Below are 15,260 nucleotides of genomic sequence, written 5' to 3' on the forward strand. Positions count from 1 at the left end.
ACAAGCCGCTCAAGAAAACCGACCTGATGAGCGAAGCCGAGCGTGATGCCTATCACGCTGAAAAGATGAAGAAAAAGAAGGCCGCGCGCGACAAAATCCTCTCGACGAAGACCGAGGAGAAAGGGCTGCTGATCGTCCACACGGGCAAGGGCAAGGGCAAGTCGACCGCCGCCTTCGGCATGGTCTTCCGCGCGCTGGGCAATGGCATGCGCGTCGGCGTGGTGCAGTTCGTCAAGGGCGTCTGGAACACCGGCGAACGTACCGTGCTCGACAAGTTCCCCGACCAGGTGACCATCAACGCCATGGGCGAAGGCTTTACCTGGGACGTTGCCGACCGCCAGCGCGATCTCGCCGCCGCCGCCAAGGCCTGGGAACAGGCCAAGGCGCTGATATCAGATCCAAGCTACGACATGGTTCTGCTCGACGAGCTCAATATCTGCCTGCGCTACGACTATCTGCCGCTTGATGAGGTGGTGGAATTCCTCAAGCACAAGCCCGCACAAAAGCATGTCATCATCACTGGCCGCAACGCCAAGGACGAGCTTATCGAAATCGCCGATCTTGTGACCGAAATGACTGAAATCAAACACCATTTCCGCGCAGGGGTGAAGGCGCAGCAGGGCATCGAATTCTAGCAGGCGCTGGCTTCAAGCGAGCGTTCCAGCCCCTCGATCACCTTGTCCATCTTCACCAGGTCGCGGATATTGTACTCGGCGCGGAAGGCGGCGTAACTCTCGCCGTCGCAGAGCAGGATCAGCCGCTCGGCAATCACCCGGTGATCCCGTTGAGCCGCGTAACTGGCCCATTTCGGGCTCGATGCCTGTTCTGACAGCATCCAGTTCGCACGCTCGTCGGCCATGCGCGCCTCAGCGACCATGGCCTCGAAATCTCCGAGCAGGGCGCTACCCCAGACGGTCAGGCTCTGCTCGGATTCGAGATTGTAGAAAATCTGCCCGTCGCCATTGTCGCTTTCACCATTGCCGACAAACCCTGGTGGGATATCGATCTCGTAGCCGAAGCGGGCATTGGAATAATGATCCCAATATTGCGCCAGGGCAGGCGTCGCGAAGAGGAGTGCAAGCAGCAAAAGGGCGGTGCGCATGGGGTGAGTCTGCGCCCGAACGCGCCGTTGCGCAAGCATGCTAGAGCACGACTATGCCGGCATGCTTGGCCTTGTTCTCCGGCTCGACATGAATGGTGATCTGCACATCCGCCACCGCTTCGCGCAGCTTGCCTTCGATATCGTCGCAAATGCTGTGCGCTTCGTCCACGCTCATGGCGCCCGGCACCACGAGGTGAAAGTCGATAAAGGTCATCTTGCCCGCCTGACGCGTGCGGATATCATGGGCTTCGATGGCGCCATCGGCATTGTTGGCGATCACCGCACGGATCAGTTTTTGCGTATCGGGCGTTACGGCGACGTCCATGAGCCCACCGACGCTTTCGCGGATCACGCCCCAGCCCGACCACAAAATATTGATCGCCACCAGCGCCGCCAGCACCGAGTCCAGCTGGGCAAAACCGGTGAGATAGACCAGGCCCAGCCCGATCAAAACGCCGATGGTCGACACCACATCCGTCATCAAATGCTTGCCATCGGCCTCGATGGCGGGCGAACGCGCCTTGCGGCCATGCCGGATCAATACCTGGGCCCAGACCACGTTGATGACGGTGGCGAAAAAGCTGATAGCCAGACCCTGAAGAGGCGCATCGGGCATGGACGGTTCGAGAAAACCGTAAAACGCCTCGCGCAGGATCAATATGGCGGCGACGATGATCATCACGCCAACGACCACGGCGGAGAAATACTCGGCCTTGTGATAGCCATAGGGCAGGGCGGCATCGGCAGGACGCTGCGCCAGCCGCACCGCGATCAGCGCCACGATGGCGGTCACCACGTTGACGATAGATTCGAGCGCATCCGAATAGAGCGCCACTGATCCGGTCATCCACCAGGCCAGGGTCTTGAGCGCCAGCACGCCGATTCCGACGGCCAGGCTACCCGTTGCGATGGCAACGGTTTTGTCGGTGATGGCCATGTCCAGATGCTCCACAAGCTTGAGTGGCAGCCTTAGGCGATCGGTTTAGTGCTGGCAAGCCATTGTTTTTGCAAACGATTTTCATATTCATTCTTATCTGCGCACCTGCTGGTCAAGCCCTTGATTGACCACGACCTTTACCCGACCTACAACCGACCCAAGCGCAGCGTTCCCTTGATGGAACTGAAACAGAGCTCGGTGCGGTCGACCCCGGAGGGGACCAAGTCCGAGGCTGCTCCGGTTTTTGAGCGAAGCTGCCTCGGGTTATGCGAGGCGTTATGACGGTCCATGATAGCGGTCCCCGATGGGCCGGGGATAAATCAGGCAAATCTGCTGTGATCGTGGGCCTTGGCGCGCGCCAGTCGGCGAGCGCGGACGACGTGCTGGCGCTGGTCAGCCAGTGTCTGCGCCAGCGCAACCTCACCCGCACCGATGTGCAGGCTTTCGTCACCCATCGCGACAAGCTGGCCCATCCCGCCCTGATTGCCGCGGCTGCCCATTGGGGCGTATCGCTGGCCGGCATTGAGGACACCGACATGGCCGCCGCCGCGCCGACGCCCTCGGCGCGGGTTGAGGCGCTGTTTGGCCGTCCCTCCGTGGCTGAGGCCTCCGCGATGGCCTTCGGGCCGCTGCTGCTGACCAAGCAGAAGTCGGCCAACGTCACCTGCGCTCTGGCGCTGGTTCAGCCGTCCGTCGACCTGTCCGCCGCGCCAAGCACCGCCATGGCCTCGTCCACGGTGCCCACCTCTTTGGCCGGGCCATAATGCGGACGGGCGATCATGATCACCGCGACCCCCAGGCGCTGGGCCGCCTCCAGCTTGGCGGCAGTCTGCTGGCCGCCGGAATTCTTGCTCACCATGTGGGTGATGCCATGCCGCTCCATAAGCGTCAGCTCATGCGCGAGGTCATAGGGCGGGCGCGTCAGTTCCAGCTGCGCATGGCGCGGCATGGGCATGTCCGGCGGCTCGATCACGCGCACCAGGAAGCGGCAATCGTCACGCTCCAGGAAATTTTCGAGCCCGGTATGGCCGGTGGTCAGCAGTACCGAGGCGCCGGCGGGCAGGGCGCTCGCCGCCTCCGCCGCCGTTTCGACATGCGTCCATGTCTGCCCCTCTACGGCCGTCCAGGCCGGGCGCATCAGCCGCAAAAGCCGGATGCCGGTGACCTCCGCCGCGGCAACCGCGTTGATCGACATCAGTCCGGCATAAGGGTGCGTCGCATCCACCAGATAGTCGATATGGGCGGCGCGCAGATAGGCGCAAAGCCCGGGAATGCCGCCGAATTTGCCCATGCGCAATCCACCATCGGGCAGGATCGGGTCTTGGGTGCGCCCCGCCAGCGAGGTGATCACCTCGTGTCCAGCCGCCACCAGGCGATTTGCCAGCTGGCGCGCCTCCGCCGTACCACCCAGGATCAGGATTTTCATCGCATCGTGTCCGCCTCTTTGTTCCAATCTGCCTTTTGCTCGGACCGTCCTCAAGAGGGGCAGCAATGAACGAAGCGCATTTTGCACGGCTGGACACGGCTGATTTTCCTGTCTTTGAACCCGGGACCGTCTGGCTGGTCGGCGCTGGCCCTGGCGGACCTGGTTTGCTTACGGTGCTCGCCTTTTACGCGCTGGGCCAGGCCGACGTCATCGTGCATGACGCGCTGGTCTCGCCCGATATCCTGGCCCTCGCACCGCCCCATGTGGAGCGCATCCATGCCGGCAAGCGCGGCGGCAAGCCATCACCTAAACAGACCGATATCACCCTCCGCCTGATCGAGCTGGCGCAGGCAGGCAAACGCGTGCTGCGCCTCAAGGGCGGCGATCCCTTCATGTTCGGTCGCGGTGGCGAAGAGGCCGAGGGGCTTGTGCGCGCGGGCATAGCATTCCGCATTGTCCCCGGCATTTCCTCCGGCCTCGGCGGACTGGCCTATGCTGGTCTGCCGATCACCCACCGCGATACCAATCATGCCGTTTTGTTCCTCACCGGCCACGACGAAACCGGCACCGTGCCCAGCGCCGTCAACTGGCCCGCCGTCGCCGGGGCGGCTCCGGTTATCGTCATGTTCATGGCGGTTAAGCACCTGCCGCTCATCGCCGCCAATCTGCTGGCAGCGGGGCGCGGTCCTGACGAAGCGCTGACACTGGTCTCCCGGGCCGCTACGCCTCAACAGCATGTCGTGGAAACCACCTTGGGCGCGGCGGATACCCTGGCCGATGTGCCCACCCCCGCCATCGTTGTGCTTGGACCCGTGGCCCGCTACCGCAACAGTCTCGACTGGTATGTCACCGAGGCGAGGAAACACGTCTTTGGCTAGGGGGCTGGTCATCGCCGCGCCGCGCTCGGGCTCGGGAAAAACCCTGGTGACGCTGGGGCTGCTGGCCGCCTTGCGGCGCGCGGGTCATGTCGTCGCCCCTGCCAAGACCGGCCCTGACTATATCGACCCAAGCTTTCTGGGTCGCGCAGCGGGGCGCGAAGCCATCAATCTCGACCCCTGGGCGATGAGCCCCAGCCAGATTCAGGCTTTGGCGGCTCAACAGGCCGTGGGCGCCGAGCTCCTGCTCGTAGAAGGGGTCATGGGCCTCTTCGATGGTGCCGCCGATGGCGCCGGGTCCACCGGGGATCTCGCTGCCGCGCTGCGGCTGCCCGTGGTGCTGGTGGTCGATGCCGAACGCCAGAGCCAGTCCGTCGCGCCGCTTGTGGCTGGCTTTGCGCGCTGGCGCGAGGATGTTCGCGTCGCCGGCGTCATCCTCAATCGCGTCGCCACCGCGCGGCATGAGCGCATGCTGACCACGGCCCTCCGCGCTACCAGCATCCCCCTGCTCGGTGCCGTGCCCCGTCGGACGGAACTGGCCCTGCCCGAACGCCATCTCGGCCTGGTGATGCCGGGTGAGATCGCTGCCTTCGACAGTTTTCTCGATGACGCGGCCGAGGCGATGGGCGATTTTGTCGACCTGCGAGCGCTAGCGTCAATTGCCGCGCCCGTCGCGGAAAGTCACGCCCTTCCGCTGGCCTTGCCACCCTTGGGGCAGCGCATCGCCGTGGCACGCGACGCGGCCTGCGCGTTCCTCTACCCCCATCTGCTCGATGGCTGGCGCGCGGCAGGCGCCGAGCTGTCCTTCTTTTCGCCCTTAGCAGATGAGTCTCCACGCCCGGTCGCCGATGCGGTCTTTCTTCCGGGCGGCTATCCGGAACTGCATGGCGCCACACTTGCGGCCGCGGGGCGATTCCGCAGCGGGCTCGTTGCCGCCAGGGATCGCGGCGCGCTGATTTATGGCGAATGCGGGGGCTTCATGGCGTTGGGCGAAGCACTTGTCGATAAAGATGGGAACTCGCATGCCATGGCGGGTCTGCTCCCCATGGTGACCCGCATCGATCGGCCCAAAAGGGTGCTCGGCTATCGACGCCTGGTGCATGAAAGTCCCTTGCCGTGGCCCACTGGCCTCAATGGCCACGAATTCCACTATTCATCGGCCAAGCAAACCGGCCTGCCGCCGCTGTTCGAGGCGCTTGATGCCGAGGGCATCAGGCAGGTGCCGATGGGCGCGATGCTCGGCCGTGTGATGGGATCCTATGCCCATGTGATTGCGGCCGCGTGACTCGTCATCGCGCGTGTGGGAGAAGTGCGCCGAACGGGCGGGAGCGACATGGCCAAAGCATTGATGTTCATGGGAACTGGCTCCGATGTCGGCAAATCGCTGATCGTCGCCGGGCTTTGTCGTGCATTGGCCAATCGTGGCTATAAAGTCGCGCCATTCAAGCCGCAGAACATGAGCAACAATGCCGCCGTCACCGCCGATGGTGGCGAGATCGGCCGTGCCCAGGCGCTGCAGGCCCGCGCCGCGCGCCGTGATCCTGTGACGGCGATGAACCCGGTTCTGCTCAAGCCCGAGGGCGAAACCGGTTCCCAGGTCGTGGTGCGTGGGCAACGCCGTGCTAGCCTCTCGGCGCGGCAATATTGGGCCGAGAGGGACCAATTGCTGCCCGAGGTCCTCGGTGCGTTCTCCGAACTGGCTGAGGACGTCGATTATGTGCTGGTCGAGGGCGCGGGCAGCGCCTCCGAAGTCAATCTGCGCGCCAATGACATTGCCAATTTCGGCTTTGCCCGCGCAGCCAGGGTGCCGGTCGTGCTGGTGGGAGACATCCATCGCGGCGGCGTCATTGCTTCAATCGTCGGTACGCTCGCGGTCATCGAGCCCGACGATGCGGCGCTGGTTCGCGCCAGCCTTATCAACAAATTCTTCGGCGACCCGGCACTGTTCGATGCCGGCAAGGCCTTCCTCGTCGAGCGCACCGGCATTGCCTGCCTTGGACCCGTGCCGCATTTTCCCGATGCTGCGCGCTTGCCCGCCGAAGATGCCCTGGCGCTGGAGGATTTTTCCACCCGAGCCGGCGGCGCCTTTCGCATCGCCGTGCCCCGCCTGCCGCGCATCGCCAATTTTGATGATCTCGATCCACTGCGCGCCGAACCCGGCGTCAGCCTCCTTCTGGTACAGCCCGGCGAAGCCATGCCACGCGATGCCGACCTCATCCTGCTGCCCGGCTCCAAGGCTACGCGTGCCGACCTTGCGGCGCTGCGCGCCAATGGCTGGGACGTCGATATCATGGCCCACCATCGCGCTGGTGGCGCGGTCCTGGGCATTTGTGGGGGCTATCAAATGCTGGGTCGCAGCATAGCCGATCCCGAGGGCATTGAAGGCGCGCCGGGCACAAGCGAGGGGCTCGGCCTGCTCCACGTGGAGACAGTGCTGGCAGGCCGCAAACAACTGCGCCTCGAGACGGCCCATCATGTCCAGAGTGGCGCGCCCCTTTCGGGATACCATATGCATATGGGCGTCACCGAAGGAGCCGACCGCAATCGCCCCTTCGCCATGGTTGGCGCTGAGGCCGAGGGTGCAGTCAGCGCCGATGGCCGCGTGATGGGCACTTATCTGCACGGCCTCTTCGCCAGCGACGGCTTTCGCCGCGCCTTTATCGGCCAGGCGGCCAGTGCCGATCTCGCCTACGAAGCCGGCATTGAATCGGCTTTGGATGGATTTGCCGATCATCTCGAACGGCATCTCGATATCGATTATCTGCTGTCGCTGGCCGAGACAGTGGAGACAATCCGATGAACATGCTGGTATCGACGCTGGCTTTGCTGGTGGAGCGGCGCTGGGGCTACCCAACCCCTTTGCTCGACGCCATCGGCCATCCGGTCATGTGGTTCGGCCGGCTCATCGACTCTCTCGAAACCCGGCTCAATCGCCCCGACCAAAGCCCGGAACATCGACGGCGCGGCGGCATTATCGGCCTTGCCGCACTGCTCATCACGGTGCTGGTGGTGACGGTGCTGATCCGCGACCTTACCAACCGCATCCCGCATGGCTGGATCATCGAGATGGTGCTGGCGACCTCGCTTCTGGCGCAGAAGGAACTGGGTCGTTCGGTGCGCGCCGTGGCCGAGGCGCTACGCCAGTCACTGCCAGCGGGGCGAGAGGCGGTGAGCCAAATCGTTGGCCGTGACCCGCAAGCGCTCGACGAAGCCGGCGTGGCCCGGGCCGCCGTTGAGACGCTGGCCGAAAGCACTTCGGATGGGGTGGTAGCGCCGCTGTTTTTCCTGGCGCTGTTCGGACTGCCGGGGATCGCACTCTACAAGGCCGTCAACACCGCCGATTCCATGATTGGCCATCTCAACGCGCGCTATCGCGATTATGGCTGGGCTTCAGCCAAGCTCGACGACGTACTCAACTGGATTCCGGCGCGGCTCACACTGGTGCTGATCACTATCGCCTGCTTCTTCGCGCCTGGCGCCAGCCCCGGCAAAGCCTGGGCCATCGCGCAACGCGATGCCCGCAAGCACGAATCGCCCAATGCCGGCTGGCCCGAGGCAGCCTTTGCCGGCGCGCTCGGTTTCAAGCTCGGCGGGCCGCGTGCCTATGATGGAGAGGTGGTCGACCTGCCCGCTTTTGGCGACGGTCGCGCAGAGTTGCGCCCAGCCGACATTCTTCTGGCGCTTGAACTCTACAACCGCACGCTGACCGTCCTCGTCTGCTTTTGCGGGGCGATTGCCGTCATGCAGCTGATTTCAGCCTAGGGCAGGGGGCTCGCCCTTCATGGTCAGCGGCAGGCCAGCAGCGACAAAATAGACATCGTCGCAAACCTCAGCCAACCGCTGATGCGCCGATCCTGCCAGGTCGCGAAAGGTACGCGCCATGGCGTTGTCGGGCACGATCCCCAGCCCCACTTCGTTGGATACCAGGATCACCTTGGCTGCCTCCAGTTCGACCAGCGTAGCGCTGAGTTCGCTGACTGCCTGCGCGACATCCCCGTTCTGCATCAATAAATTGGTGATCCATAGGGTCAGACAGTCGACCAGAATGACGTCCTGATGGGCGGCGGCGCGCAGAATCGCAGCGGAGAGTTCAATCGGCTCCTCGATCGTGGCGAAGCGAGAGGCACGCGCCGCCTGGTGGCTCGAAATGCGGTCGCGCATCTCGCTATCCATAACCGTCGCGGTCGCCAGATAGGCCGGCCTGCTGCCCGAGCGGAGCGCCAGTCGCTCAGCAAATGCAGTCTTGCCCGAACGGGCTCCGCCCAGAACCAGAGAGTGTCGCATCTTCGCCTCTTCGCTGGCCGGCGCCATCAGTCGCCGGCGGTTCGTCCATGCTTGCGCCAACGATGAATTGCCACAAGTGTTCCCGTTTTGCAGCCTGCCCCGCAAACGAGCCATGCAATCGATTGGCTTGGCAGGGCGATTTTGTTCCCTATGCTACTTTCGTCTTAGCGGCTTTCGCATTATGGTCCGCGCCGATTTGACACCTTAGGGTGGGTTCTGCACCGGGGGCGGCGTCAACGTCCATTGCTCCTGCTGCCGACCCCCAACAGCCCATGGAGAAGCCTTTCGTGCCCCGATACTATCTTGGCGTCGACGGTGGTGGAACCAATTGCCGGGTGCGTCTGACCGACGAAAACCTGGTGACGCTGGCGGAGGTCAAGAACGGCCGCTCCAATCTGCAGATTGACGGCGGCGATCCCGCATACAAGGCGATCATGGATGGCACGCGCGACGTCTTTAAGGAAGCCGGTGTCGACTTCTCAGAAACGGCCAATACCTATGCTTGCTTCGGCATGGCGGGCGGCCGCATGGACTCGGCGCGCGACGCCTTCGCTTCGCGCAGCTGGCCCTATGCGGGTGTGAAGGTTTATGACGATATCGATATCGCCCATGCCGGCGCCCTGGGCGGCGACGAGGGCGGTGTGGTGATCATCGGTACCGGTTCTGCCGCCATGTCCATCGTCGGCGGCAAGCGCTACCAGGCCGGTGGCTGGGGCTTTCATATCGGCGACCAGATGAGCGGCGCCATTCTGGGCCGTGAATTGGCGCGCTACGCCGTCGAAGCCGAAGATGGCCTGGCCGAGGGCTCGGCGCTGACCAAGGCGGTGATCGCAGCCCTTGGCGGCAATAACCAGGCGTCGATGACCTGGTCCTTTGCCACCACGCTGGGATTGAGCCTTACCGGCAATGAGGGCGCTGAAGATCAGGCGCTGATCGGCCGCGCACCAGGTGAATATGGCAAGCTGATGCCGCTCTGGTTCGACTATCTCGAAAAGGACGACCCGGTCGCCCACAAGCTGCTCGACATCCAGATGGGCTACATCGACACCTATGTCCGCTGGTTCAAGAGCCATGGCGCAGAGGTGATGGCTATTGTCGGCGGATTGGGCCAGCGGCTTTTCCCCCGGCTCGAAGCGCGTTATGGCAGCTTTGTTGCCTTGCCCAAATTCGAGCCGCTCCACGGCGCGGTCATCCTCGCCAAACAGAACTTCTCCGCCTGAAAAGGACCGACGCTTTGTCCAGCCGTATCATTCCCGTTCAGCCCTTTGATTACGTCGTGTTTGGGGCCACCGGCGATCTGACCAAGCGCAAGCTCGTACCGGCGCTTTATCATCGCTTCATGGACGGCCAGTTCGACGAGAAGAGCCGCATCATCGGTGCGTCGCGCTCCAAGCTGAGCGAGGCCGAGTTCCAGAAGTTGGTGCGCGATGCGCTCGAGCAGTTCGTTGAAGCCGAATATCGCGATCCGGCGACCATCGACAGGTTTGTCGGCATCTGCACCTATGTGCCAGTCGATGCCAGCAAGCCTGAGGAATCGGGCGATCTCGGCAAGGCTCTACGTGACGATCCCAAGGTCGTGCGCGCCTTTTACCTCGCCGTGGCGCCCGACCTGTTCGAGCCGATTGCCGAATATCTCTCCAAAAAGAAGCTCTATCGCCGCGACGCTCGCGTCGTGATCGAAAAGCCGCTGGGCCATGATCTGGCCTCCAGCCAGGAAATCAATGATGGCGTCGCCAAGATCTTCAAGGAAGATCAGGTCTATCGCATCGACCATTATCTGGGCAAAGAGACGGTGCAGAACCTGCTCGCCCTGCGCTTCGCCAATACGCTGTTCGAACCCGTCTGGAACTCCGCCCATATCGACCATGTGCAGCTGACCGTGGCCGAAAGCGTCGGCGCCGGCACGCGCGGCTATTACGACGAGAGCGGCGCGCTGCGCGACATGATCCAGAACCACATGCTGCAGCTGCTGTGCCTCGTGGCCATGGAGCCGCCGGCATCAGACGACGCCAATGCGCTGCGCGACGAAAAGCTCAAAGTGCTCCGCGCCCTCCGTCCCATCACCAATGGCGACGTGTCCAGGATGACGGTCCGCGGCCAGTATCGCGGCGTGAAGTCGGAAACCGCGGCGGTGGCGAGCTATCAGGACGAGTTGCCCGAGGACAAGAAGGGCAGCCGCACCGAGACCTTCGTGGCCATGAAGGCCGAGATCGATAATTGGCGCTGGGCCGGCGTGCCGTTCTACCTGCGCACCGGCAAGCGCATGGCCGAGCGCGTCTCGGAAATCTGCATACAGTTCAAGCCCATCCCGCATTCGATCTTCGATCATGCCGAAGGCGCGCCCAAGCCCAACAAGCTGATCATCCGCCTGCAGCCCGACGAGGGCGTCAAGCTTATGATGATGATCAAGGACCCCGGTCCCGGTGGCATGCGCCTGCGCGAAGTTCCACTTAACCTCAGCTTTGCCGAGACTTTCGCCGAGCGCACTCCTGAGGCCTATGAGCGCTTGCTGATGGACGTGATCCGCGGCAGCCAGACGCTGTTCATGCGCCGCGACGAGCTCGAGGCCGCCTGGTCCTGGGTCGATCCGATCCGCGAAGCCTGGGATCGCGCCAGCGAACCGCCGCAGAGTTACACCGCCGGCACCTGGGGCCCCAGCGGCGCCATTGCCCTCATCGAACGCGACGGCCGCACCTGGTACGAAGGCACCAATTCATGACCCTCGATCGCCGCAGCTTTGCCGACAAGCCGACCCTCGCCAAGGAACTGGCCGAATCCGTAGCCGACCGCATCCGTTCTGCTATCGCGACGCGCGGTGAGGCTTCGATTGCCGTCAGCGGTGGTTCCACTCCCGGCAAGTTCTTTCAGGCCCTGGGCAAGACCAGGGATATCGACTGGTCCAAGGTCACGGTGACCCTGGTGGACGAGCGTTGGGTGCCCGAGACCAGCGACCGCTCCAATGCGCTTCTGGTCAACGAAAAGATGCTGCAGGGCCCGGCCGCCATTGCGCGCTTCTTCCCGCTTTACTCGGGTGGTGAAGTGCCCGATGCTGCCGCCGTGGCCAAGACCAATGCGCTGATGGCCGAACTGCCTAAGCCCTTCGCCGCCGTGATCCTGGGCATGGGCAATGATGGACACACGGCCAGCTTCTTCCCCGGTGGCGACACGCTGGATCAGGCGCTGACCGCAGAGGGGCCGACCCTGGCGCTCGAAGCGCCCGGAGCCGGCGAGCCCCGCATCACCTTTACCCTGCCGCGCCTGCTCGAAACCGATGCGCTCTACCTGCACATCGAAGGCGACGAAAAGGCCGCGGTGCTGGACAAGGCACTGGCCGACGGTCCCGTCGCCGAGATGCCGGTCCGCGCCGTGCTCCGCTCGGGAGCGCCGCTTACTGTTTACTGGTGCCCCTGAGGCCCCTGGGGCGGTCCCCAATCGACCGCCCTGGCCGCTGACGGTTCATCAGTTGTTTGATGCAAGGAATACCCGCGCCAGCGGCCCCCCTTTGGCGCGTCCTTGCCAACTATGGAGCCGAGAACCATGAAAGTCCGTCAGGCCATCCAGGACGTGACCGACCGTATTGCCGCGCGTAGCCGCGATACCCGCAGCGACTATCTCAACCGCCTCGATGCGGCCAGGGATCAGGGCGTTCATCGCGCGGCACTCTCCTGCGGCAATCTCGCCCACGCTTTCGCGGCATGCTCCCCCAGTGAAAAGGCGGCCCTGGCCGGCAACAAGACGCTGAACCTGGGCATCGTCACCTCGTATAACGACATGCTGAGTGCCCATCAGCCCTACCAATTCTATCCCGATATCATCAAGGAAGCCGCCCGCGAAATCGGTGCGACGGCCCAGGTGGCCGGTGGCGTGCCCGCCATGTGCGACGGCGTCACTCAGGGCCAGCCGGGCATGGACCTGAGCCTGTTCTCCCGCGACCTGATCGCCATGGCCACCGCTGTCTCACTCAGCCACAACATGTTCGATGCTGCCGTCTATCTCGGCATCTGCGACAAGATCGTGCCCGGCCTGGTCATCGGCGCTTTGGCCTTCGGCCATCTGCCTGCCGTCTTCGTGCCCGCCGGCCCCATGCCCTCGGGCATTCCCAATGACGAAAAGTCCAAGGTTCGCCAGCTCTATGCCGAGGGCAAGGTCGGTCGCGCCGAACTGCTCGAAGCCGAGAGCAAATCCTACCATTCGCCCGGCACTTGCACTTTCTACGGCACCGCCAATTCCAATCAGATGCTCATGGAAATCATGGGCCTGCACCTGCCGGGCGCCAGCTTCGTCAATCCCGGTACGCCGCTGCGCGATGCTCTAACCCGCGAAGCCGCCAAGCGTGCGCTTTCGCTGTCCAAGGAAGGCAATAATTACACGCCCATCGGCCACATCATGGACGAAAAGGCTTTCGTCAACGGACTGGTTGGCCTGCATGCCACCGGCGGTTCGACCAACCACACCATGCATCTGATTGCCATGGCCGCCGCCGCCGGTATCCAGATCACCTGGGACGATATGAGCGATCTGTCGGACGCGACACCTCTGCTCGCGCGCGTTTATCCCAATGGCGTTGCCGATGTGAACCATTTCCACGCGGCAGGCGGCATGGGTTATCTGATCAAGGAACTGCTCGAAAGCGGCCACCTGCACGAAGATGTCAGGACTGTCTGGGGTTCGGGCCTGTCCAATTACACCGTCGAAGCAAAGCTGGTCGAAGATCAGCTCACCTTTGAGCCCTCGCCGGAGCAGAGCGCGCTGCCCAAGGTCCTGACCAGCGCCAAGGAGCCCTTCGCGGCAACGGGTGGCCTCAAGCTGCTCAGCGGCAATCTTGGTCGCTCCGTCATCAAGGTCTCTGCCGTCAAGGACGAGCATCGCGTCATCGAAGCGCCTGCTCGCGTCTTCCACAGCCAGGCCGGCTTGCAGGCCGCCTTCAAGGCCGGTGAGCTCAATAGCGACATGATCGCCGTGGTGCGCTTCTCCGGCCCCAAGGCGCTCGGAATGCCCGAATTGCACAATCTCACTCCGCCGCTCAGCGTGTTGCAGGGGCGTGGCTTCAAGGTTGCGTTGGTCACCGATGGCCGCATGTCCGGCGCTTCCGGCAAGGTGCCCGCAGCCATCCACATGACGCCCGAGGCGGTAGACGGCGGCCCGATCAGCAAGATCCGCGACGGCGACATGATCCGTCTCGACGCCAATGAAGGCACGCTGACCTTCCTTGGCGACGAGAAGGAATTCTTCTCCCGCACGCCGGCGACCGAAGACCTGCGCAGCCAGCATTTCGGCATGGGCCGCGAACTCTTCGCCGGCTTCCGCAGTCTCGTTGGCGTCGCCGACAAGGGCGCCAGCGTCTTTGGCTAAAGAACGCGCCATCGCACCTCTTCCCTTCTCCCCTCGTGGGGGAAGGGGCTCGCGTTCAGCGCACACGAATGGGGTGGTCCGCCGCTGTCACCCCACTGGGGGTTCAACACCCACATAATGCGCCCGCGGCCGGATCAGTGCCCCGGTTTCCACCTGCTCCAGGGCATGGGCCAGCCAGCCGACACTGCGGGCGAGGGCAAAGATTGTCAGTGGAGCATCGTCGGACAGGCCGAATGCGGCGGTGAGGCCCGTCAGTGCAAAATCGATATTCGGCTTTTCGCCGCTCAGTCGCTCGCCAGCCTCTGCCAAGGCAGCAAGATGGGGTGGCATGGCGAAAGACGCCATTAGGGCTGGTGCGCGCACGTCACCGTCCAGATAGAGGCGATGGCCGAAACAGGGCAGCGGCTGTCCGCGCCGCAAATGGGCATTGACCGCCGCCTCTGGCCCCAGGCGGCGCGCTTCCTCGACCAGTCCGGCCAGGCTCTGGCTCGCGGTCCCATGCAGGGGCCCCGATAGGGCGGCGAGGCCCGCGAGCACGGCCGCCGAGAGCGGCGCTCCGGTGGAGGCGGTGACGCGGGCCGCGAAGGTGGACGCGTTGAGTTCGTGCTCTGCCAGCAGCACGAGCGCCCGGCGAATCGGATCTGCTGCCTCGGGTCGCCCCCATTGCCGCGCCAGCCGTTCATGCACAGGGTCCGTGCCCGGTGCCGCGAGCGCGCCGGCAAGGAAGGACACTGTGCGTGCTGCGTCGCGTAGAAGCAGCGTAAGGCTGCGGCCATTCGCCGGCAGATCGGTGGCAGCCAGTTCGGCCACGGCCCGATAGGCTGCAGCCATGCCCGGTTGCAGCGCGCGTGCCCGACCGGCAAAGTCCACCTCTGCGCTTGCATTCCATAACAGCCGCGCCACGCCCCCGAGGGTGGCCGTTTCCGCAAGACGTGCCGCGTCCTGCCCGCGATAGAGCAGCCGTCCGTTGCGCACCGTTGAAATTGCCGTGGTCAGTACAGGCTCGCCCCAGGCAATCGCCTCGGCCGCGACCGCTTTGGCGGGTGGGCGCCCCCTGTGCCGGCTTGCCAGCCGCTCGACATCGTCGCGTCGATAGAGACTGCGCCTGGGATCACTGGGGTCGGGACGTGCCGCAATGCGGCCGCGGCTGACATTGGCGTAGAGCGTTTGCGGCTTGGTGCCCAAAAGCGCCAAGGCCTGTTCAGCACTGATCCAGCTCATCGCATCCCACATTGATCGTTTTCATCAAGATTGACGTCAATCTTGATAAATCCAATCTAGGGC

15 protein-coding genes are annotated in these 15,260 nt (G+C 63.8%); 10 read left to right on the forward strand and 5 right to left on the reverse strand.

The features are described 5' to 3' along the window. Positions 1-26 precede the first annotated feature (26 nt). On the forward strand, positions 27-635 hold the full coding sequence (gene cobO, locus BGO80_RS14850; RefSeq protein ID WP_502686573.1) for a cob(I)yrinic acid a,c-diamide adenosyltransferase: 609 nt from the start codon (positions 27-29) through the stop codon (positions 633-635). Here cobO and BGO80_RS14855 read toward each other — a convergent pair. Continuing rightward, positions 632-1,102, reverse strand: coding sequence for a hypothetical protein (locus tag BGO80_RS14855; RefSeq protein WP_286722089.1), 471 nt, complete (start codon positions 1,100-1,102; stop codon positions 632-634). The two genes, cobO and BGO80_RS14855, sit on opposite strands and share 4 nt — an antisense overlap. A gap of 40 nt (positions 1,103-1,142) precedes the next feature. Then, positions 1,143-2,039 (reverse strand): cation diffusion facilitator family transporter, encoded by an 897-nt coding sequence (locus BGO80_RS14860; RefSeq protein ID WP_286722090.1) that lies wholly within the window; start codon positions 2,037-2,039, stop codon positions 1,143-1,145. 335 nt (positions 2,040-2,374) lie between these two features. Here BGO80_RS14860 and BGO80_RS14865 point away from each other — a divergent pair, with 335 nt between their 5' ends. Then, the gene (locus tag BGO80_RS14865; protein WP_286722092.1) at positions 2,375-2,803 is read left to right on the forward strand and encodes a cobalamin biosynthesis protein; all 429 of its coding nucleotides are present in this window, start codon (positions 2,375-2,377) and stop codon (positions 2,801-2,803) included. On the opposite strand, the gene BGO80_RS14870 is transcribed toward BGO80_RS14865, so the two are convergent. Next, positions 2,722-3,465, reverse strand: a complete 744-nt coding sequence (locus tag BGO80_RS14870; protein WP_286722094.1) for a cobalt-precorrin-6A reductase — start codon at positions 3,463-3,465, stop codon at positions 2,722-2,724. The two genes, BGO80_RS14865 and BGO80_RS14870, sit on opposite strands and share 82 nt — an antisense overlap. 65 nt (positions 3,466-3,530) lie before the next feature. Between BGO80_RS14870 and cobA the strand changes: the two genes are divergently transcribed. From cobA to cbiB, 4 genes are read left to right on the forward strand one after another with little or no spacing between them, the layout of a single operon-like run. Further along, positions 3,531-4,343, forward strand: coding sequence for a uroporphyrinogen-III C-methyltransferase (gene cobA / locus BGO80_RS14875; RefSeq protein WP_286722095.1), 813 nt, complete (start codon positions 3,531-3,533; stop codon positions 4,341-4,343). Then, positions 4,336-5,625 carry a cobyrinic acid a,c-diamide synthase CobB gene (locus tag BGO80_RS14880; RefSeq protein WP_329601449.1) on the forward strand — a complete coding sequence of 430 codons (1,290 nt, stop codon included), beginning with the start codon at positions 4,336-4,338 and terminating at the stop codon, positions 5,623-5,625. Before cobA ends, BGO80_RS14880 begins: the two co-directional genes overlap by 8 nt. Before the next feature lie 48 nt (positions 5,626-5,673). Then, positions 5,674-7,140 (forward strand): cobyric acid synthase, encoded by a 1,467-nt coding sequence (locus BGO80_RS14885; protein ID WP_286722096.1) that lies wholly within the window; start codon positions 5,674-5,676, stop codon positions 7,138-7,140. Further along, complete coding sequence (gene cbiB, locus BGO80_RS14890; RefSeq protein ID WP_286722097.1) at positions 7,137-8,102, forward strand: adenosylcobinamide-phosphate synthase CbiB; 966 nt, start codon at positions 7,137-7,139, stop codon at positions 8,100-8,102. The genes BGO80_RS14885 and cbiB overlap by 4 nt, the downstream gene beginning before the upstream one ends. On the opposite strand, the gene cobU is transcribed toward cbiB, so the two are convergent. Next, entirely contained in the window at positions 8,094-8,624 is a 531-nt protein-coding gene (gene cobU / locus BGO80_RS14895; RefSeq protein WP_223214116.1) for a bifunctional adenosylcobinamide kinase/adenosylcobinamide-phosphate guanylyltransferase, read from the reverse strand. The two genes, cbiB and cobU, sit on opposite strands and share 9 nt — an antisense overlap. Before the next feature lie 287 nt (positions 8,625-8,911). Here cobU and BGO80_RS14900 point away from each other — a divergent pair, with 287 nt between their 5' ends. From BGO80_RS14900 to edd, 4 genes are all read left to right on the forward strand, one after another. Beyond that, a complete protein-coding gene (locus BGO80_RS14900) occupies positions 8,912-9,844 on the forward strand; it encodes a glucosamine kinase nucleotide-binding domain-containing protein (protein ID WP_286722098.1) in 933 nt (310 codons plus the stop codon). Positions 9,845-9,858: 14 nt separating this feature from the next. Further along, positions 9,859-11,343, forward strand: coding sequence for a glucose-6-phosphate dehydrogenase (zwf, locus tag BGO80_RS14905; RefSeq protein ID WP_126149703.1), 1,485 nt, complete (start codon positions 9,859-9,861; stop codon positions 11,341-11,343). After that, positions 11,340-12,035, forward strand: coding sequence for a 6-phosphogluconolactonase (pgl, locus tag BGO80_RS14910; protein WP_286722099.1), 696 nt, complete (start codon positions 11,340-11,342; stop codon positions 12,033-12,035). Before zwf ends, pgl begins: the two co-directional genes overlap by 4 nt. Before the next feature lie 126 nt (positions 12,036-12,161). Continuing rightward, positions 12,162-13,976: a phosphogluconate dehydratase gene (edd, locus tag BGO80_RS14915; RefSeq protein ID WP_286722100.1), complete on the forward strand. Its 1,815-nt coding sequence runs from the start codon at positions 12,162-12,164 to the stop codon at positions 13,974-13,976. An 87-nt stretch (positions 13,977-14,063) separates the two neighbouring features. On the opposite strand, the gene BGO80_RS14920 is transcribed toward edd, so the two are convergent. Continuing rightward, positions 14,064-15,197: a citrate/2-methylcitrate synthase gene (locus BGO80_RS14920; RefSeq protein WP_286722101.1), complete on the reverse strand. Its 1,134-nt coding sequence runs from the start codon at positions 15,195-15,197 to the stop codon at positions 14,064-14,066. Positions 15,198-15,260 lie beyond the last annotated feature (63 nt).

This window comes from Devosia sp. 63-57, from assembly GCF_001899045.1.
Lineage (GTDB): Bacteria > Pseudomonadota > Alphaproteobacteria > Rhizobiales > Devosiaceae > Devosia > Devosia equisanguinis.